We start from the raw sequence: 16,460 nt of genomic DNA, 5'->3' as shown, positions 1-16,460 counted from the left end.
AGTAATTTCCGGAGTTGTTAATCGGAAAATAGGTAACGTGCATTTTTCGTGTCATTCCCGCGAAAGCGGGAATCCATACTACTGAGTACTGACCACTGAAATCTGTAATTAGGAGGTGGTTTCGGGCAGAAAACGGTTTTTAAAATAAGGTTTGATTTTGGGGAGATTTGGGTATATTATATAGATAGAAATAAGGTAGATGGTTAGGGGAAAAAGGATTTGTTATGATAGGGCGGTAAGTTTGGACGAAGAAGAATGATGAAAAATTTCTGGAAAGTAATTCTCCGACTAAAAGAAGAATAACATGAAACACAAAGTTCTGGCAATTTGCCTATTGTTGCTCGCTTGTAGCAATAAGATCAATGGCCCGGTTCTTCCGGCTCTTGTAAATTTCATGCCTGCTATCACGGTTGGCGATACTTGGATTTATTCAGTCAAAGGCACAGGTACTGAGAATGCATGGTGGAATTCAAATTTTACGAAAACAATCGTGGTGATGAAAGTAACTAGACTTGACAGTATTACTACAATGTTTGACGTAACCATCCGCGATAGTGGCCTAATATATTGTATATCCGATACATGTCCTCCATCTACGGCCTGCTATCCTAATTGCCCTCCATCCGATACAACCTACTTAGTTGACTCTATTATCGAAACACCCGATACCGTCATAGATAAAACTGGATACTTCACCCTTTCAACAAGAACAACTTCATCCTGGGGACTCGAAAGCCGCGGAACATACAAAGAGAATTTCGGCTATTACAGACCGTTTCAAAATCTCGTTGAATACATACAAATTAGCGGTCAAGACGACTTTACAATTGGTAGTTTCGATACTACCGTTTTCCTTGAAAATGTTGGTTTGGTATTTAAATATCACCACGATTTTGATGAGGATCTCCCGTTTTGGTATATATATTCGATTGCCTTAGTAAGTTTCAATGGTAAAACCCCCGAACAAATCTCCCAAGAACCAAGATAACATAGGAACCAAAGTAGTTGTCGCGAGTTATATTTATCCTGCGTATTTATAAAAACCCGGAGCCTGACATGTCACGAAAACTCATTACATCATCAGTATTATTTTTACTCTTCGCCGTCTCAGCTTTTTCCCAGCCCATTTCCCTCGACACCGTCATCCAGCGCCTCTCCGCCACCTACGACAAAATCACCTCCTATTCAGCCGACGCGGAGATTTACAAATACTACTGCACCTGAGGCCACCTTTCGCAAAGTACCGGTCGGTACTATTATTCCGCCCCGTCCCATGTCCGTCTCGACGCCATCGCCCCCGAGGGCAATGTGCCGTTTCCCGGCGTTTACCTCGCGGACCAGGCGTTCGGGCTTTTCGAGCTCGGGATTGCCACGCTGCGGGAGCCGCTGCTCTCGTCGGCCGTGATTCGGGGGTGGAAGGACAAGGGCGCCGCGGTGAGGCGGGACACGCTTGACACGTGCGTGGTATCGTACGCAACGACCGCCGATTCGAGCTGGGCCTATACCATCGACAAGAACAGGTGGGTCATCACCGCGCTTCTGGTGCACCAGAGCAGCCCGGATTCGAATGTGTTTAACGGCATTTTTTTATACGGCGACAGCGGCGGCGTTCCGCTGCTCGAGAAAATCGCGCTCATGAGGGACACATCCATGAACCACGGCGGATATGTTTTCTCCAATATCAAGATCAACGAGCCGCTGCCTGATTCGATGTTCAATAGCGCGGTCATTCATGCAAGAAGGCCGGTTGAAGCTGGGAGGATCGGGATTTCGGTCAATCCATCCTCTGTGATGTTTGAGTTTCCAAAAGAAGCGGGCATCGCAAGCGCGGCGGTGTACAATGCCGCGGGCAGGAAAATAAAATCGCTTGACGTTGACAGGAATTCAAGCAACTATGTCTGGCGGTACGGGAATTCTTTACAGACGGGATTCTATTTTGTGCACGCTAGAGGAGAGAAAAGGGAATATTGCGAGAGGTTTCTGATAACGAGGTAGGATGATGTTGTTCAGAATCTCTTGACCTCATCCCCTGGCCCCTTCTCCGAATCGGAGAAGGGGAGAAAGAATTAATAAGACGAATCTTTCCCCCTCCGATTCGGAGGGGGATACAGGGGGCGGTCAAATAAACATGGCTCTAAAAACAGAAAACATAAAATTAAAATATTCCGGCGTGGTTCAGCTCCAGAGAATTTCCAAAGGCAAGGTTACTCTTGCCAGAATATATCGGCAAAACATGACTCCGGCCGAGGCCATGCTATGGTCCAGGTTGAGAGGCAAGAAATGCGGTTGCCTTAAATTCAGGCGCCAACAGATCATTGAAGGTTTTATCGCCGATTTTTTCTGCGCGGAAAAAAATTTAGTGATTGAGGTTGATGGGTCGATACACGATGATGAAGAACAGAAAAAGGTTGACAAACACAGGAATGAAGTTTTCAGCACAAGGGGAATCCGGGAACTACGGTTCAAGAATAGTGAGATCGAACATGACATCGATGATGTTATTGACAGAATAAATAACGCTGTGAACGATATTTGACCTCATCCTCCGGCCCTTTTCCGAACCGGAGAAGGGGAGAAGGAATTTACAAAAAAAATCGTATTTTCCCCCCTCCGATTCGGAGGGGGATAAAGGGGGAGGTCAAACGATCGTGGCAAATAATAAATCCTATCTTTTAAAACCTCATTTCTCACAAACAGGCATTATGCTCACACGGATTTTAATCTCTATTTTTCTTACATGTTCAATTCCCCTTTCCCTTTTTGCAAGCGGCGACACCGTCCATGTCTGGATGACCGCTTCAACCGATTCCTCCATAACGTCGGGGCTCGCGCCCCGGGCCGACGCCGTGTTCAGGCCCGACACGACTTCGGTCGCAGCTATGACCGTCATAGGGGTGGACGCCGACACGCAGTACCAGACATGGGAGGGCGCGGGCGCGTCGTTCACCGACGGGGCCGCCTGGCTTGTCAACCGCGTGCTTTCCCCGGCCCTGCGGGATTCGGTGATGACTGCGCTGTTCGACACGGTAAAGGGCATCGGCGCGAGTTTTCTGCGCAATCCCATGGGCTCGTCCGACCTCACGCGCGAGCGCTACACCTACGACGGCGACTCCACCGACATCAACGACACGACCCTGCCTCATTTCAGCGTCAGCCACGACACCATGGACGTTTTGCCCTTGACAAAATGGGCGCGCCGGCTCAATCCCGGCCTCACGCTCATGATGAACGCGTGGAGCCCGCCCGCCTGGATGAAGACCAACAACAGCGTGGTGGTGGGCGGGGTGCGGCCCGAATGCTTTCCGCACCTGGCGCGCTATTACGTCAGGACCATCCAGGCCTACGAATCGCTCGGCGTGCATATCGATTACGTGTCGCTCAACAACGAGCCCACCTGCTGCCCGGGCCTCGATTACCCGTCGGTGGAGGACATCACGGCGGCCGACATGCAGACCATGCTCCGAAACAACTGGCTCCCGCAGTTTGCGGAGAAGGACCTCATTACGAAAATCCTGCTCCTCGATTTCAACTGGTACGATATCGTCGCGGTCGAGCCATTTCTCACCGACACCCTGATCACCCGCTCGCCGCACGTGGGCGGCGTCGCCTTCCACGGCTATTTCGGCGATCCGGCCACTCAGACGCGCGTCCACGACCAGTACGGGCTCAATGTTTACATCACCGAGCGCTCGTCGCAGGCCACGCTATCCACGCGCGCGCAGCAGCAGCAGAACTTCGTCGACATGGTGTACATGACCAGGAACTGGGCGCGCTCGTATGTCAAGTGGCCGGTGGCGACGGACGAGAACTGGGGCCCGCACATCGGCGGGTGCAGCACGTGCATGGGCATGGTCAGGGTGCACGCAAGCGACGCGAAGGCCGGCCAGTTCGACTACCTTATCGACTATTACACCATCGGCCACCTGTCCAAATTCGTGCGCAACGGCGCGCGCCGCATTTTTTCCACCGCCGACTCCACCGTGCTCAATGTCGCGTTTGTAAACACCAACGGCTCGATCGCGCTCGTCGCCTACAACAACGACAGCCTCGCGGCGCACGTTTTCAAGGTGCTCTGGGGCTCCAAGTCGTTTACCTACGGCATCCCGGCATCGGCGAGCATGACGTTTTTCTGGGACGGACCAGTTCTTTCGGCGCGGGACAAGGCGGTAAGGACAGTTGCGGCGGGAATGCCTGAAGTGATTTTGAGGGGGAATACTCTTTTGGTGAAGCAGAAAGTTGCCGGGAAAATATCGGTGGAATTGTTGACGGTGCAAGGCAGAAAGTGCCGCGTCGGGGAGAATGAAAATGGAAATGTGATGATGAGTCTAAAAGGATTATCCTCGGGTCTCTATTTGTTAAAGATCGAGAATAGATTCGGACGCTGTTGGAAAAAGATTGGGGTTGGATCCCAGTGACCTCATCCCCCGAATTGCTTCATCCTGAAATAATCCTTCATTATCTCTTTATCCGGCGGAAGCCAGTCAAGCGCATCCGCCTCTTTCATATCTACCCAGCGCACTTCATCGTGCTCAAGCGCATGGGCAGTGGCCTCAGTTATTTCACAAACGAGCGGCACGAGCGTCACGCTCTTGTCGGGATATCTGAAAGACACATCTGACAGTTCATTAATCACCCGGATGCCGCAGCCGAGCTCTTCCCTGATTTCGCGGACGATTGCGGCGTCGGGATCTTCATCCTTCCCGATTTTCCCGCCTGGAAATTCCCACTTTCCGCCGTGTGGTTGGGCGTCGCTCCTTTTTGCGGCCAGGATTTTCCCGTTATTTTCGATGATGGCGCAGGCGACAAGGATGTGGGGTAGTTGGTCCATGGTTTTTTCTAGTAATAAAATAATAAAAAAACCGGGCGTTCCCCTCCACCTCGCAAATGCTCGGTGTCGGGTCGGCCGTCCTTCCGGTCTCGCCTTCGGCTCGGGCTGCCACGGCCCGATGGCGGAAGACCGCCGGGGTCCGGGCAGCACCGCGCTCCAGCGCGGCCTCCAGTCCTGCCTAACGTGGCGGCGGAATTCTTGTTAGTAAAGATGCTTTCGCCTCGCCGATCGGGCAGCAGTCAATTAAATTAGATCTAACCTCTTTATCTAAACAATTGCCGCCACAAGGGTGCGCCCAGCCGAAGGTACGGGCTTGCATTGGGTGGTACCCAGCCGCACCCTGGAGAGGGGAGTGCCGAGTATCCCGCAGCCCGATAGGGCGAGGAGACCGAGGCCGGGGGAGACGACCATCGGAAGTACCCGAAGGGGTATACCTCTCCCCCATAAAATTCAAAATTTTGAATTATAGCATCTATAAAATTCAAAACCCGCATTTACAATCTTAACTTATATTCTATACATATTATAATTACAGCCGTTCAAACCATTTTCCATTCCAACCAGCGAGATTCATGAACACCGTTTTTCCGCGCTATCCGCAAAAGCTCTCCAAAGAAAAATTCTGGCCGCTCGCGTATTCCTGGATGTTTTTTTCGAGAAAATTCGAGGAGAAGCTGGTCGAGCTTTTCCGCAAGCGGTATGTGAAGGGCACGGTGACGCTGGGCGTCGGCAACGAAGCAACTGCCGTGGGCATGAGCTTTCCCTTCAGGCCCGCCAAAGACGTGCTGTCGCTTCTGCACCGCGACATTTCCGCGCACATGATCATGGGCGACACGCCGTACGAAATCATGTGCCAGTACATGGCCAACGCCGACAGCCCCACGCACGGACGCGAGGGCAACGTGCACCACGCGAACGTTCAATACCGCCGCTTTCCCATGATCAGCCACCTTTCCAACATGCTCAGCACCGTGGTGGGCGGCGTGTGGTCGGCGCGCCAAAACGGCGAGGACATTTTCGGCCTGGCCGTGATCGGCGACGGCGGCAGCAGCAAGGGCGAGTTCCACGAGTCGCTCAACATCGCGTCGGTGCGCAAATCGCCGGTGCTTTTTTTGGTGCAGAACAATCATTACGCCTATTCCACGCCCACGCGGCTGCAATACGCCTGCGCGAAAATTTCACACCGGGCCGCGGGCTACGGCATCAAGGGAAAGACCATCGACGGCACGGACGCATGGGAGGTTTATTGCGCGGTGTGCGATGCGCTTGACGAAATGAGCAAAACATCGATGCCCTATCTTCTCGAATGCATGACCCTGCGGCTCCTCGGCCACGCCGTGTACGACAACGCCGAATACGTGACGCAGCAGGAGCGGGACGAATGGCTCAAACGAGAGCCGGTGGTGCGCGGCCGGAAATCGCTGCTCGACTCCGGCGCCTCCGAGACATCCGTCGCGGCCATGGAAAAGGAGGCCGCGGCGCTTGTTGACGAAACCGTAAAGCGCGCGCTCGAGGTGCCGCGGCCCGATCCGGGCATTTCATTCGGGCCCGTGTTTGCAGAACGGAAACAGGCGTCCGCGCTCGACGCATTCAAGGCGCAAAAGGTGAAGAACCTCAACGCCGTTACCCTGGCGCTCGACTACGTCATGTCGCGCAACAAGAACGCCGTTCTTCTGGGCCTTGACGTGGGGCCGTACGGGTCCGCATTCAAGACCTGCAAGGGGCTGTTTGACAAGTTCGGTCCCAACCGCGTGCTCGACATGCCCATGGCCGAATCCGCGATCGTCGGTTTTGCGCTCGGCGCTTCGCAGACCGGCATGCGGCCCATCGTGGAATACCAATTTGCCGATTTCTCCACCGAGTCGGCGACCCAGTTGGGATTGAATTGCGGCACATGGTATTTTCGTTGCGGTAAGGAAGTGCCTGCGCTGTTCCGGCTTCCCTGCGGCGGCGGCATCACGCTCGGCGCGTTCCATTCGGGCGAGTTCGAAGGGCTGTGGTCGCGCTTCTGCGGGCTCAAGTTGCTTTATCCCTTTACGCCGCAGGAGACGTTCGAGGCGATCGTCGCCGGATTTTACGACCCGAACCCCTGCCTTGTGTTCGAGCACAAGTTGCTCTACGGCACCAAGGGCGGCGATATTGACTTTGACGGCGATCTCAACCGGATATGGCGCGAGAGAAAATACGCCGACGGCAACGAGTGCACCGTGGTGGGCTTCGGCGCCATGCTCGACCCGGTGCTTGCAGCATGCGCGGAAGTCAAGGCCGGCTTCGACATATTCAACCCGTTCGTGCTTGGTCCGCTCGCGCCCGCGCGGATACTTGAATCGGTAAAGAAGACCGGCCGCCTGTGCGTGGTGCAGGAGAGCACCGAAATCTCTGGCCTCGGCGACCGCATCATCTCGATGGCGTGCCGTGAATGCATGCCGCACATGAAGAAACCTCCGGTGCTGGTGTGTCCGCCGGCCATGCCGGTACCGTTCGCGTCGGAACTGGAGCAGCTTTACAGGCCGGACAAAGACCGGGTGAAAATGGCACTTGAACAACTGATGGGAGATTGACCGTGAGCGACACTGTTTTCAAGATTCCCCTGTATCTGCCGTCGCAGGCGGCGGCGGAGACCGAGGCGACCATTACAAAGTGGAATGTCGCGGAAGGCGACGCATTCAAAAAAGGCCAGATCCTTGCTGAAATAGAAAGCGCCAAGGCCGCGTTCGACTTCGATGCGCCGTGCGATGGAAAAGTGATCAAGCTCATCGCGACCGAAGGCGACACGGTGTCCTTTGAGGAACCGGTCATGGAAATCGAGACCAGCGATGTTTCCATGAAGGAAGCCATTCCCTCGGCGCAGGCGGCAAAAGGGCCGGGGAAAAGCATGCCGCTTCCCAGCTTCGGGCCCGCGGCCGCCGCGGGAAACGGCGTTCACGCGAGCATTCTCGGCATCGGCGGCTACCTTCCCGACCGCGTTGTTCCCAACAAGGAGCTGCTGCGGGATTTTCCCGCAGTCACCGAAGATTACATTTACGGCGTCACCGGCATCCGCGAGCGGCGCTGGGCCAGGGACGGCGAAAAACCGTCCGAAATGGCTTATCACGCCTCGGTGGAGGCGATACGCCGCAGCGGCCTCGTGGGCAAGGACATCGGCGCCATCGTGCTCGCCACCACCACGCCCGACGTGGTGATGCCGTCCACCGCGTGCATCCTCCAGGACCTGCTCGGCCTGCACGGCATTCCCTCGTTCGACATCAACGCGGCGTGCTCGGGCTGGCTCTACGCGCTGTCGGTGGCGAAGGGGCTCGTCGCCACGGGCGTCGCCGACAACATTTTGGTGGCGGGCGTGGAGATGCAGTCGCAGCTTCTTGACAAAACAGACATGGGCACCTACTTTCTGTTCGGCGACGGCGCCGGCGCCGCCGTGGTGTCGGGCGCGCGGCAGGGCCACGTGATCAAGCAGGCGGTGCTGCGGGCCGACGCCAAGGGCCTCCAGCTTGCCAAGCGTGCTGTGCCCGGATATAAAATTCCGCTCGGTCTCGAAAACCTCAACCCGTGGCTCAGGCTCGACGGCCACGCCATGTTCCGCTTCGCCACCGGCGGGTTCGCGTCCATCATCCAGGAGGTGACCGCCCGGAGCGGCTGGAAGCTCGAGGAAGTGAACAAGGTGGTGCCGCACCAGGCCAACGGGCGCATCCTCAAGGCCGCGGCGCAGAAATGCGGCATCCCGTTCGAGCGGTTCCACGTCAACATCGGCCGCGTGGGCAACACGTCAAGCGCCAGCATCCCCCTCGCGCTGCTCGATCTCGAAAAGGACCTTTCGCGCGGCGACAAGCTCGTGCTCTGCTCCGTGGGCGCCGGCGTCACCATCGCCGCGCTCTCCGTGGAATGGTAAGGCAAGGCGGGCGCCCGTGACGGCCGGCGAACACCACGGGCACCGGGAACGCCTGCTTTCCCGTTTCGAAAAGGCCGGGCTGGCCTCGCTCGCCGATTACGAGATCGTGGAGCTCCTCCTTTCCTGCGTCATCCCCCGCAAAGACACCAAGCCCCTTGCCAAAGCGCTTCTCGCCCGGTTCAAGACCGTGAGCGGCGTGCTCCACGCAAGCGCGCCCGAACTCGCGGAAGTCAAGGGCATCGGCCGGCGCTCGTCGCTGCTGCTCGCGCTCATGCGCGAGCTGATGGCCTACTGCATGAAGGAGAAATACGAGAAGCGGCCGCTCGCGCACCACCGCAGGGACGTTGAGGAATATCTCAGGTTCGCGTTCGGCCGGCGCGGGGACGAATACGTGGCCGCCCTGTACCTCGACGGCGGCCACAACATCATCGCCACCGAAATCGTGAGCGAGGGCACGGTGAACCAGTGCGCCGTGTATCCGCGGCAGATCGTGGAGAAGGCGGTGCAGTGCAAGGCCGCGTCGATCATCCTCGCGCACAACCACCCGGGCGGCGCGGCCGGCCCCAGCGAGGCCGACTGGAACATCACCGAGCGGCTTTTCAAAATAGGAAAGCTCATGGAGATCCCGCTGCTTGACCACGTGATAGTGACCCGCGACGCGGCGGTGAGCCTATGCGAGATGCCGAGATGGCCGAAGTAAAGAAGATTGCCGCCGAGGCACAGAGAAAAATAGCGATTAAAGACTAAGGGTACAACGTGGTTTGTCATTGCGAGCGAAGCGAAGCAATCTCACCTGAAGGGAGAAGGGGCGATTGCTTCGTCGCTCTGCTCCTCGAATGACAGGGGAGTAAATTTAGCGATTCTTCATGATTTTTTTTTCGGTTCATATTCTTCTCTGCGCTCTCTGCGGAGAATTTTAAAAGATCAGGGATAAGAAGCCAATTTTATGAAACATTGCTGCCCGATCATCCTGTGTGTCATTATAAATGTTGTATTGGCCCAGGCCGGCGGCATCACCGGCGTCGTGACCAATGCCCAGAGCGGAAAAAAAATCGTCGGGGCCACCATCATCATCACGGGATCCGGCAGAATTGCCCAATCGGACAGCACCGGCGGCTATGCGTTTGATTCCGTCGCGCCGGGGAGCTACAACCTTCAGTTCGCTCATCCCGCCTTTGAATCGCTCGCCGTTTCCGACGTGTACGTTTCCGGCGATGCCGTAAAGCGCTGCGACGCCGACCTGAATCCCCGCAAGGCGGCGGTCGACCGCATGACCGTGCGCGCCACGTCGTTTCGGCGACCGCCCGACATGACCTCGTCGACCAAGATCATCTCCGGCGACGAGCTGCTGCGCGCGCCCGGGGTCCTCATGGACGTGCAGCGCGTGGTGGCAAACCTGCCGAGCGTGAGCTCGGGCGGCGACAACACCAACGAGATCGTGGTGCGCGGCGGCGCGCCGGGCGAGAACCTGTTCCTCCTTGACAACATAGAGATCCCCAACCCCAACCATTTCGCGGAGCAGGGCACGGGCGGCGGCGTTATCTCCCTTGTCAATCCACTGCTTGTCAAGGGGCTCACGTTCAACGCGGGCGCGCCGCCCGCGCAGTACGGCGGCAAGGCCTCGAGCGTGCTCGACGTGAAGCTGCGCGACGGCAGCACCGACATGGTGCTGGGCGGGGTTGACCTGGGCATTGCCGGCGCGGGCGTTCACTTGGAAGGCCCGCTGTTTTCCAAGCAGGCCAACTTCATGTTCTCGGCCACAAAGAGCTACCTCGATTTCATTTCGCACACGTCCTTCAACAACCAGACCGCCGCCGTGCCCGAATACTGGGGGCTTGAGGCAAGGGTCGCGGACAACACGGCCGACCACAAGATATACGCCAATGCCATTTACGGCGACAACGGCATAACCATTGATTCGGCGAGCGAGCGCTACGGCACCAAGGGCTCCACCCTTGTGTCGGGCGGCTACGTGTATGCGGGCGGCGTCACCTGGGAGCAGTTCGTCACGTCCCGGCTTTCCACCATGGTCACCGTCTCGGGCACGGGCAACACGTTCGACCGGCTCGAATACACGGCCTCCGACACGTTTTTCAAGAACACCTCCATCGAGCAGGAGCAGGAGTGCAAGGCCCAGGCGTCGCTTGACTTCGAGGGAAACAACCGGCTCACGGTAGGCGCGTTTGTCAAACGGGCCGACTTTACCGTCAACATGCACGACTGGCCCGACACGCTCAGGCAGTACGCGGGCGCCGCCGACACATTCAAACCCGAGCCCCTGGCCGGCCCGCCGGTGGTCTGGGAAAGGTATGTTGACGAACGCGACATCGGCTACAAATACGGCGCGTTCGCGTCCGGCATCTGGCGGCCCGCGCCGCGGCTGCGCGTGGTGCCCGGCCTGCGGTTCGATGCGTTCACCATCAACAAAAGTTACACCGTGTCGCCGCGGCTCAGCGCCTCATGGGCGATTCTGCCGCAGCTCGAGGCCACCACCGCCGCGGGCGTGCAGTATCAGGACCCGGACTACGCCGACCTTGCGGCATGTGCATTCAACAAGGCGCTCAAGCCCAAGCGGGCCGCCACCGGCATCGGCGGCCTGGAATACCAGTTCGGCGCGTCGGGCGTCAAATGCGCCGCCGAGGGGTTTTACAAACGGTACGACGATATGCCCGTCGATTCCTTCCTGCTTTCGTCCACGCCGCCGGTCCCGGACAAGTTCAATCATTCCCTCGCGCGCGTTTCGATAGGGAAGGGCCGCAGCTATGGCCTTGAACTGTTCGCCGAGAAAAAATTGACAAAAGAGTTTTCCTGGAGCGCGGCGTACTCGCTGTCGAAATCGGAGGACCTCGACCCGCGTCCCGGCCACGAGGGCCAGTGGTATCGCGGCGATTTCGATTACATCAATTCGCTCACGCTCACCGGCGGCTGGAAAAAGGAACTGCTGCACTACGTCTGGTACAAATCGCTGGCCGGGAAATTGTGGTTCAAGATCCTCTCGCCCGTGATGCCCGTCGCTGACCGGAATGAGGTTTCGGCAAGGTGGCGCTACCTCGGTCCGCGGCCGCACACCTCGCCTGAATACGACACGGTGTATCACCGCTGGTTCATCAACAGCGCCGCCGCGCTCAACAGCGACGTGTACGGCGAATACCACAAGCTCGACCTCCGGTGGGAGCGCAGGTTTGGCTTTGGTTTTCTGCAGATGATTTACTATTTTGATTTACAAAATGTGTACGACCGCAAAAACATCTGGACTAGGCTGTACACCGACGGCAGGAGCGGTCCCGCCAACGTGTACCAGCTTTCGTTTTTTCCCGCAGGAGGAATCATAATTGGTTTTTAGACCCGAACTCTCATGGGAATTTCTGTCGGCCGACGAGATCGAAGCGCGCTCGGTGCGCGCGATGCGCAACCACGTGCGCCACGCCAAGGAGGTGTCGCCGCATTACCAGAACGCGCTGTTCGATGTGTTCCCCGACGACATCAAGACAAGGGACGACATCCGAAAGCTGCCCTTCACCGAGAAATCGGACGTGGTCGAGGACACGAATATGTTCCTGGGCGTCACGCCCGAGCAGATCGTGGAGACCGTGGTCACCAGCGGCTCAACGGGAAAGCCGCTCGTGTTCTCCATGACCGCCAACGACGTCGACCGGCTCGCGTTCAACGAGGCTTTGTCGTTTTACGGCACCGGCGTGACGCCCAAGGACCGGGCGCAGATCCTCGTATCGCTCGACCGGCTCTTTATCGCGGGCATGGCCTATTACCGCGGCCTGTCGCTTTTGGGCGTGAACACGGCGCGCATCGGCGTGCTGCCGTTTGACATGCAGAAATATTACATCGATCTGCTCAAGCCCACAGTGGTAGTTGGCGTACCGTCGTTTCTGCTGCGGCTCGCCAAGGAGCTTGCCAAGCTGTCGTTTGACACAAAAGGCTCGTCCATCGAAAAGCTCGTCTGCATCGGCGAGGCAATCCGCGGACAGGACATGGAGCTCAACACCGTGGGCAGGGCGCTTGAAGAGCTGTACGACGCAAAGGTGTATTCCACCTATGCCTCCACCGAGCTCTCGTGCGCCTTTTGCGAATGCACCACGCAGTACGGCGGCCACGCGCATCCCGAGCTTGTGTACACCGAGATAGTTGACGAAACCGGAAAAGAGGCCGCCGACGGCCAGGTGGGCGAGCTTGTGGCCACGCCGCTCGGCGTGGAGGCCATGCCCCTTTTGCGGTATAAGACCGGCGACATCACGTTCAAGGTGCCGGGAAAATGCGCATGCGGTCGCAACTCCCTGCGCGTGGGCCCCATTCTCGCGCGTAAATCGCAGATGATCAAGATAAAAGGCACCACCGTGTATCCGCTCGCCATCACCAACGTCCTCGATTCCCTGGACGGCATCGAGGACTACATCATCGTGCTCGAGGACGACGAGAGCGGCTCCGACCGCGTCACCATCCACGCCGCCACCATGCCCTCCAACCTCGACAAGATCGGCTGCCAGCTTCGCGCCCAGGCGCGCGTGCAGCTGCCCGTGCTCATCTCCAACATCACGACCATCCAGCATTTTCGGGGGAAGAGCGCGAAGAAGGTAAGGGTTGTGGACAGCAGGAAGAAAAAAGCCAGATAAAATTAAAGATGTATGGGCGGGGGAAGTTTCCCCCTCGCTTCAGCCCGTCCGCGCTCCTCCCTGTTGCGACAGATTTCCTATCAAGCAATTGCGCGGCCGGTCTTCCGCTCCCCCCTCCTGGGTGCAGCCGTCAACTGTCAACCGTCAACTATCAATTATCCTTGAATTATTGCGCCCCGTTCGGATACGCCGTATACGTATCCGTCCATGTTATTCCCGCTCCCGGAGCAAGGTCTACCGGCAGGTACGGCTCCGGGCACACCGAGCGCGGCGAGGCCCAGAAATTGTATTTGTACGGCGCCGCGTCGCCCTGGATCTTGAGCGCCGCCTTGCCCGCGGTCTCCTGCACGATGGCGCTGTTGTCCGCAACGGTGCCCGTGAGTCCGCCGAAATTCGCCCACAGGTAATCGGATCCGTTGAGCGTGGCGGTGATGGTGATCACCTTGCCGCTCACCGTGGCCATGGAGCTCCAGCTCCCCGGGGAGGAGGTCTGCCCGGCAAACGTGGGCGAAAACCCCAGCGTCACTTTATAATTGCCGGCGACCTGTTTGTCGTCGATCAGGGTGAAATTATGCGTGTAATGGTCGGTGATGAAGGGCTTCGCGCCGGTATTCTTGAGGTCGTAGTAAATCGAATATACGGGCGCCGCGGTGTCGAGGGTGATAAGCTTGACATAAGCGTAATCGTACCCGTTGACGGCCGCGATCTGGTGGGAGAACTGCACCCAGTATTTTCCGCGCGTAACGGCCCACGCGCCGGGATCGAGAATCTGGTAATTGGTGCGGAAGTTGTAGGTGCCGCCGGTGCCCTGCAACTTGCCCACGCCGATCTTGAGAAACGGCTGGTTGCCGTAGCCGTTTACCGAATCGATGCCGAATTCTCCGGCGGGGCCGGTGGGTTCCGCGAGCGGATCGTGCGCGCCGGTCTGCATACCACGCGTGTCCGCCGCTGGTCACCCTGCCGATGATGCCCGACCGGTCGAAACGCGACCCGCGGCAATAGCCCGTCAATGGATCCGGTTTGTAAATCATCATGACCGTCGCCGCGTTGTTGATGATCATGCGGGGATAGCCGTCGGTGGTCGTCAAATACACGCTCGGCATGGTGTCGGTGAGCTTGCCGAGGCAGATTTTTACGGTGTCGAAGCCGGATTTTATTATGCGCATGGTGTCAATAATAACATCGGCGGAGGCTTTTTGCATGGGTGAACCGGTTTCGGCGGGATCATGGTGTGATTGGACAAAAAATCCTCCGTTCACGGCCGTGACCTTGAAATCGTACCGCATTTTGCCGAGAGTGACGGAGAAAATTCCGCATGACGAGCAGAACCTTGACAGCGGAATATTCAGGTCATGATATCCGGTCGGCACAACGGACGGCGGAATGAGCAAAAGGCATTTTCCGTCAAGGGAGAAAAGCGCCCCGCTCACGCGTTCCGGAGCGGCGCAAAAAATCGTGAGCCGATTTTTCGTCACAGAAATGATTGGATTATCGTCATTCGACCTCGGTGCCGCGGTTATCGCCGTCGGCCCTAAATGATACGTGCCGTTGTTGTCGGATACCGTTGCGGCGCCGTTGATCATCAGCGAGACCGACGCGCCGGGAACAGCGGCGGCGTTTTCGTCGACGACCTTGCCGGAGAGGTCGATGGTTTGTCCTGTAATTTGTAAAACAGGCAGACAAATAAAGAATAATGTCGGAAAAATTCTGTTATTCATGCTTCCCCCAATAAAAAATTAAAAGACATGCCGTATTTTTGAACGTCCGCGGCGATTCTATTGCAGGCCTCTCAGCGAGAAAAAGTATGGACGCAACCCCATTCCGCAGCGTATCTTAATTCAAAATAAACTTAAATCCTTTCAATCAAAATATCTTCATGATGGATTCAGAAAAAGAAAAATCTCCGGGCTCAACCACCATCCGCCCTGTCGCCGTAATCCCCACCTACAACAACGCCGGAACAATTTTGTCCGTCATTTCAGAGACGAAAAAACTTATTCAGGACATCATCATCATCAACGACGGCTCCACCGACGACACAAAAACCATCCTTCAGTCTCCCGGGCCATCATCTGGCAAAATCACCGTCATCAATTTTGACAGAAATTCCGGCAAGGGGTCCGCGCTCCGCGCCGGCTTCCGGAGGGCATCAGAGCTCGGCTTTACGCATGCGATAACCCTTGACGCCGACGGCCAGCACGATCCTGCCGACATCCCCGCGTTTCTCGGCAGAATAGCGGCCGAGCCAGAAACCCTCTGGATCGGCGACAGGGTCTTGGTAAAGGAACCGACCGAAGAGCCGGCCCGCTCGGCCGCGGGAAGGAAATTCGGCGCGTTCTGGTACAAATTCATCACCGGCATTGACATCCGCGATACGCAGTGCGGGTTCCGCGCGTACCCGCTCTCGGCGGCGCGGGCGCTCAAATGCGCGGGCGAGCGGTACGAGTTCGAGCAGGAGGTTCTGGTAAAGGCGGCGTGGAGCGGCATACCGGTGAAACCTGTTCAGGTACATCTTTTTTACGCGGCCAAGGGAGGGGAGGTTTCGCATTTTAGGCCGGTTCGTGATTTTCTGCGCATCTTCAAGGTGAATTCAAAGGCGGCGCTGATAAAACTGTTTGTCCCGTTCCTTATCCTGGAAAATCCCGGCGCCACGTGGCGGCAGAAGGTGGTCGCGCTGTTCAGGCACGAGCTGCGGAGGAACACGACGCCCCGGCAGGCCGCGTTTTCGCTCACGCTCGGCGTTTTTGTCGGGATACTGCCCATTTATTTTTTCCAGGTCGCCTCGCTTGTCGTGCTCAGTTTTTTCACGCGCATCAACCGGCCGCTCGCGTTTCTCGGCGTGAGCGTCTCGTCCCCGCCGTTTCTGCCCGTGCTGATTCCCTTGACAATTGCAACGGGAAAGCTCGTGGTTCCCTTGTCGTGGACCGGGGCGTTTTCGCGGTTCCATTACAGTTATCTTGTCAAGTGGGGAATCGACTGGTTCTTCGGCAGCATCATCCTCGCGTTTGTTTTTGCCGGCGTATGCTGGGCCGTAAGCTATCCCCTTTTTCTGCGCCTCAGGAGACCGGCCGGCGAATCGCGTCGTTGACGGAACGGTATACCGAATACGGCGGGTGAGAGC

14 protein-coding genes are annotated in these 16,460 nt (G+C 57.2%); 12 read left to right on the top strand and 2 right to left on the bottom strand.

The window, feature by feature from the left end; genetic code table 11:
- The first annotated feature begins 304 nt into the window (after positions 1–304).
- From VLX68_04260 to VLX68_04240, 5 genes are all read left to right on the top strand, one after another.
- Positions 305–988, top strand: a complete 684-nt coding sequence (locus tag VLX68_04260; protein ID HUI91444.1) for a hypothetical protein — start codon at positions 305–307, stop codon at positions 986–988.
- 68 nt (positions 989–1,056) lie between these two features.
- On the top strand, positions 1,057–1,224 hold the full coding sequence (locus VLX68_04255) for a hypothetical protein (protein ID HUI91443.1): 168 nt from the start codon (positions 1,057–1,059) through the stop codon (positions 1,222–1,224).
- An 84-nt stretch (positions 1,225–1,308) separates the two neighbouring features.
- Positions 1,309–1,995: a T9SS type A sorting domain-containing protein gene (locus VLX68_04250; protein ID HUI91442.1), complete on the top strand. Its 687-nt coding sequence runs from the start codon at positions 1,309–1,311 to the stop codon at positions 1,993–1,995.
- A 133-nt stretch (positions 1,996–2,128) separates the two neighbouring features.
- Positions 2,129–2,536 carry an endonuclease domain-containing protein gene (locus VLX68_04245; GenBank protein HUI91441.1) on the top strand — a complete coding sequence of 136 codons (408 nt, stop codon included), beginning with the start codon at positions 2,129–2,131 and terminating at the stop codon, positions 2,534–2,536.
- Between the two features lie 166 nt (positions 2,537–2,702).
- A complete protein-coding gene (locus VLX68_04240; GenBank protein ID HUI91440.1) occupies positions 2,703–4,415 on the top strand; it encodes a glycoside hydrolase family 30 beta sandwich domain-containing protein in 1,713 nt (570 codons plus the stop codon).
- 2 nt (positions 4,416–4,417) lie between these two features.
- On the opposite strand, the gene VLX68_04235 is transcribed toward VLX68_04240, so the two are convergent.
- Positions 4,418–4,828, bottom strand: a complete 411-nt coding sequence (locus VLX68_04235; protein ID HUI91439.1) for a (deoxy)nucleoside triphosphate pyrophosphohydrolase — start codon at positions 4,826–4,828, stop codon at positions 4,418–4,420.
- A gap of 572 nt (positions 4,829–5,400) precedes the next feature.
- Between VLX68_04235 and VLX68_04230 the strand changes: the two genes are divergently transcribed.
- The 5 genes from VLX68_04230 (at position 5,401) to VLX68_04210 (ending at position 13,339) form a co-directional block, all read left to right on the top strand.
- Positions 5,401–7,389, top strand: coding sequence for a thiamine pyrophosphate-dependent enzyme (locus VLX68_04230; GenBank protein HUI91438.1), 1,989 nt, complete (start codon positions 5,401–5,403; stop codon positions 7,387–7,389).
- A gap of 2 nt (positions 7,390–7,391) precedes the next feature.
- Positions 7,392–8,714, top strand: coding sequence for a beta-ketoacyl-ACP synthase 3 (locus VLX68_04225; protein HUI91437.1), 1,323 nt, complete (start codon positions 7,392–7,394; stop codon positions 8,712–8,714).
- A 16-nt stretch (positions 8,715–8,730) separates the two neighbouring features.
- A complete protein-coding gene (radC, locus tag VLX68_04220; protein HUI91436.1) occupies positions 8,731–9,414 on the top strand; it encodes a DNA repair protein RadC in 684 nt (227 codons plus the stop codon).
- Between the two features lie 246 nt (positions 9,415–9,660).
- On the top strand, positions 9,661–12,057 hold the full coding sequence (locus VLX68_04215; protein HUI91435.1) for a TonB-dependent receptor: 2,397 nt from the start codon (positions 9,661–9,663) through the stop codon (positions 12,055–12,057).
- Complete coding sequence (locus VLX68_04210; GenBank protein HUI91434.1) at positions 12,047–13,339, top strand: AMP-binding protein; 1,293 nt, start codon at positions 12,047–12,049, stop codon at positions 13,337–13,339. The genes VLX68_04215 and VLX68_04210 overlap by 11 nt, the downstream gene beginning before the upstream one ends.
- A 166-nt stretch (positions 13,340–13,505) precedes the next feature.
- On the opposite strand, the gene VLX68_04205 is transcribed toward VLX68_04210, so the two are convergent.
- Positions 13,506–14,270, bottom strand: coding sequence for a hypothetical protein (locus VLX68_04205; GenBank protein HUI91433.1), 765 nt, complete (start codon positions 14,268–14,270; stop codon positions 13,506–13,508).
- A gap of 146 nt (positions 14,271–14,416) precedes the next feature.
- Here VLX68_04205 and VLX68_04200 point away from each other — a divergent pair, with 146 nt between their 5' ends.
- Positions 14,417–14,695 carry a hypothetical protein gene (locus VLX68_04200; GenBank protein ID HUI91432.1) on the top strand — a complete coding sequence of 93 codons (279 nt, stop codon included), beginning with the start codon at positions 14,417–14,419 and terminating at the stop codon, positions 14,693–14,695.
- Positions 14,696–15,215: 520 nt separating this feature from the next.
- Positions 15,216–16,427, top strand: coding sequence for a DUF2062 domain-containing protein (locus VLX68_04195; protein ID HUI91431.1), 1,212 nt, complete (start codon positions 15,216–15,218; stop codon positions 16,425–16,427).
- Positions 16,428–16,460 lie beyond the last annotated feature (33 nt).

Source organism: Chitinivibrionales bacterium, assembly GCA_035516255.1.
Classification (GTDB): domain Bacteria; phylum Fibrobacterota; class Chitinivibrionia; order Chitinivibrionales; family FEN-1185; genus FEN-1185.
Note: the sequence above shows the minus strand (reverse complement) of the source record. Positions and strands in the feature narration are given on the sequence as shown.

What these genes read in the sequence shown, in the direction of transcription:
- VLX68_04260 (HUI91444.1), top strand. Translation starts at nt 305, where the DNA reads ATGAAACACAAAGTTCTGGCAATTTGCCTATTGTTGCTCGCTTGTAGC.
- VLX68_04255 (HUI91443.1), top strand. Translation starts at nt 1,057, where the DNA reads ATGTCACGAAAACTCATTACATCATCAGTATTATTTTTACTCTTCGCC.
- VLX68_04245 (HUI91441.1), top strand. Translation starts at nt 2,129, where the DNA reads ATGGCTCTAAAAACAGAAAACATAAAATTAAAATATTCCGGCGTGGTT.
- VLX68_04240 (HUI91440.1), top strand. Translation starts at nt 2,703, where the DNA reads ATGCTCACACGGATTTTAATCTCTATTTTTCTTACATGTTCAATTCCC.
- VLX68_04235 (HUI91439.1), bottom strand. Translation starts at nt 4,828, where the DNA reads ATGGACCAACTACCCCACATCCTTGTCGCCTGCGCCATCATCGAAAAT.
- VLX68_04230 (HUI91438.1), top strand. Translation starts at nt 5,401, where the DNA reads ATGAACACCGTTTTTCCGCGCTATCCGCAAAAGCTCTCCAAAGAAAAA.
- VLX68_04215 (HUI91435.1), top strand. Translation starts at nt 9,661, where the DNA reads ATGAAACATTGCTGCCCGATCATCCTGTGTGTCATTATAAATGTTGTA.
- VLX68_04205 (HUI91433.1), bottom strand. Translation starts at nt 14,270, where the DNA reads ATGCAGACCGGCGCGCACGATCCGCTCGCGGAACCCACCGGCCCCGCC.
- VLX68_04195 (HUI91431.1), top strand. Translation starts at nt 15,216, where the DNA reads ATGATGGATTCAGAAAAAGAAAAATCTCCGGGCTCAACCACCATCCGC.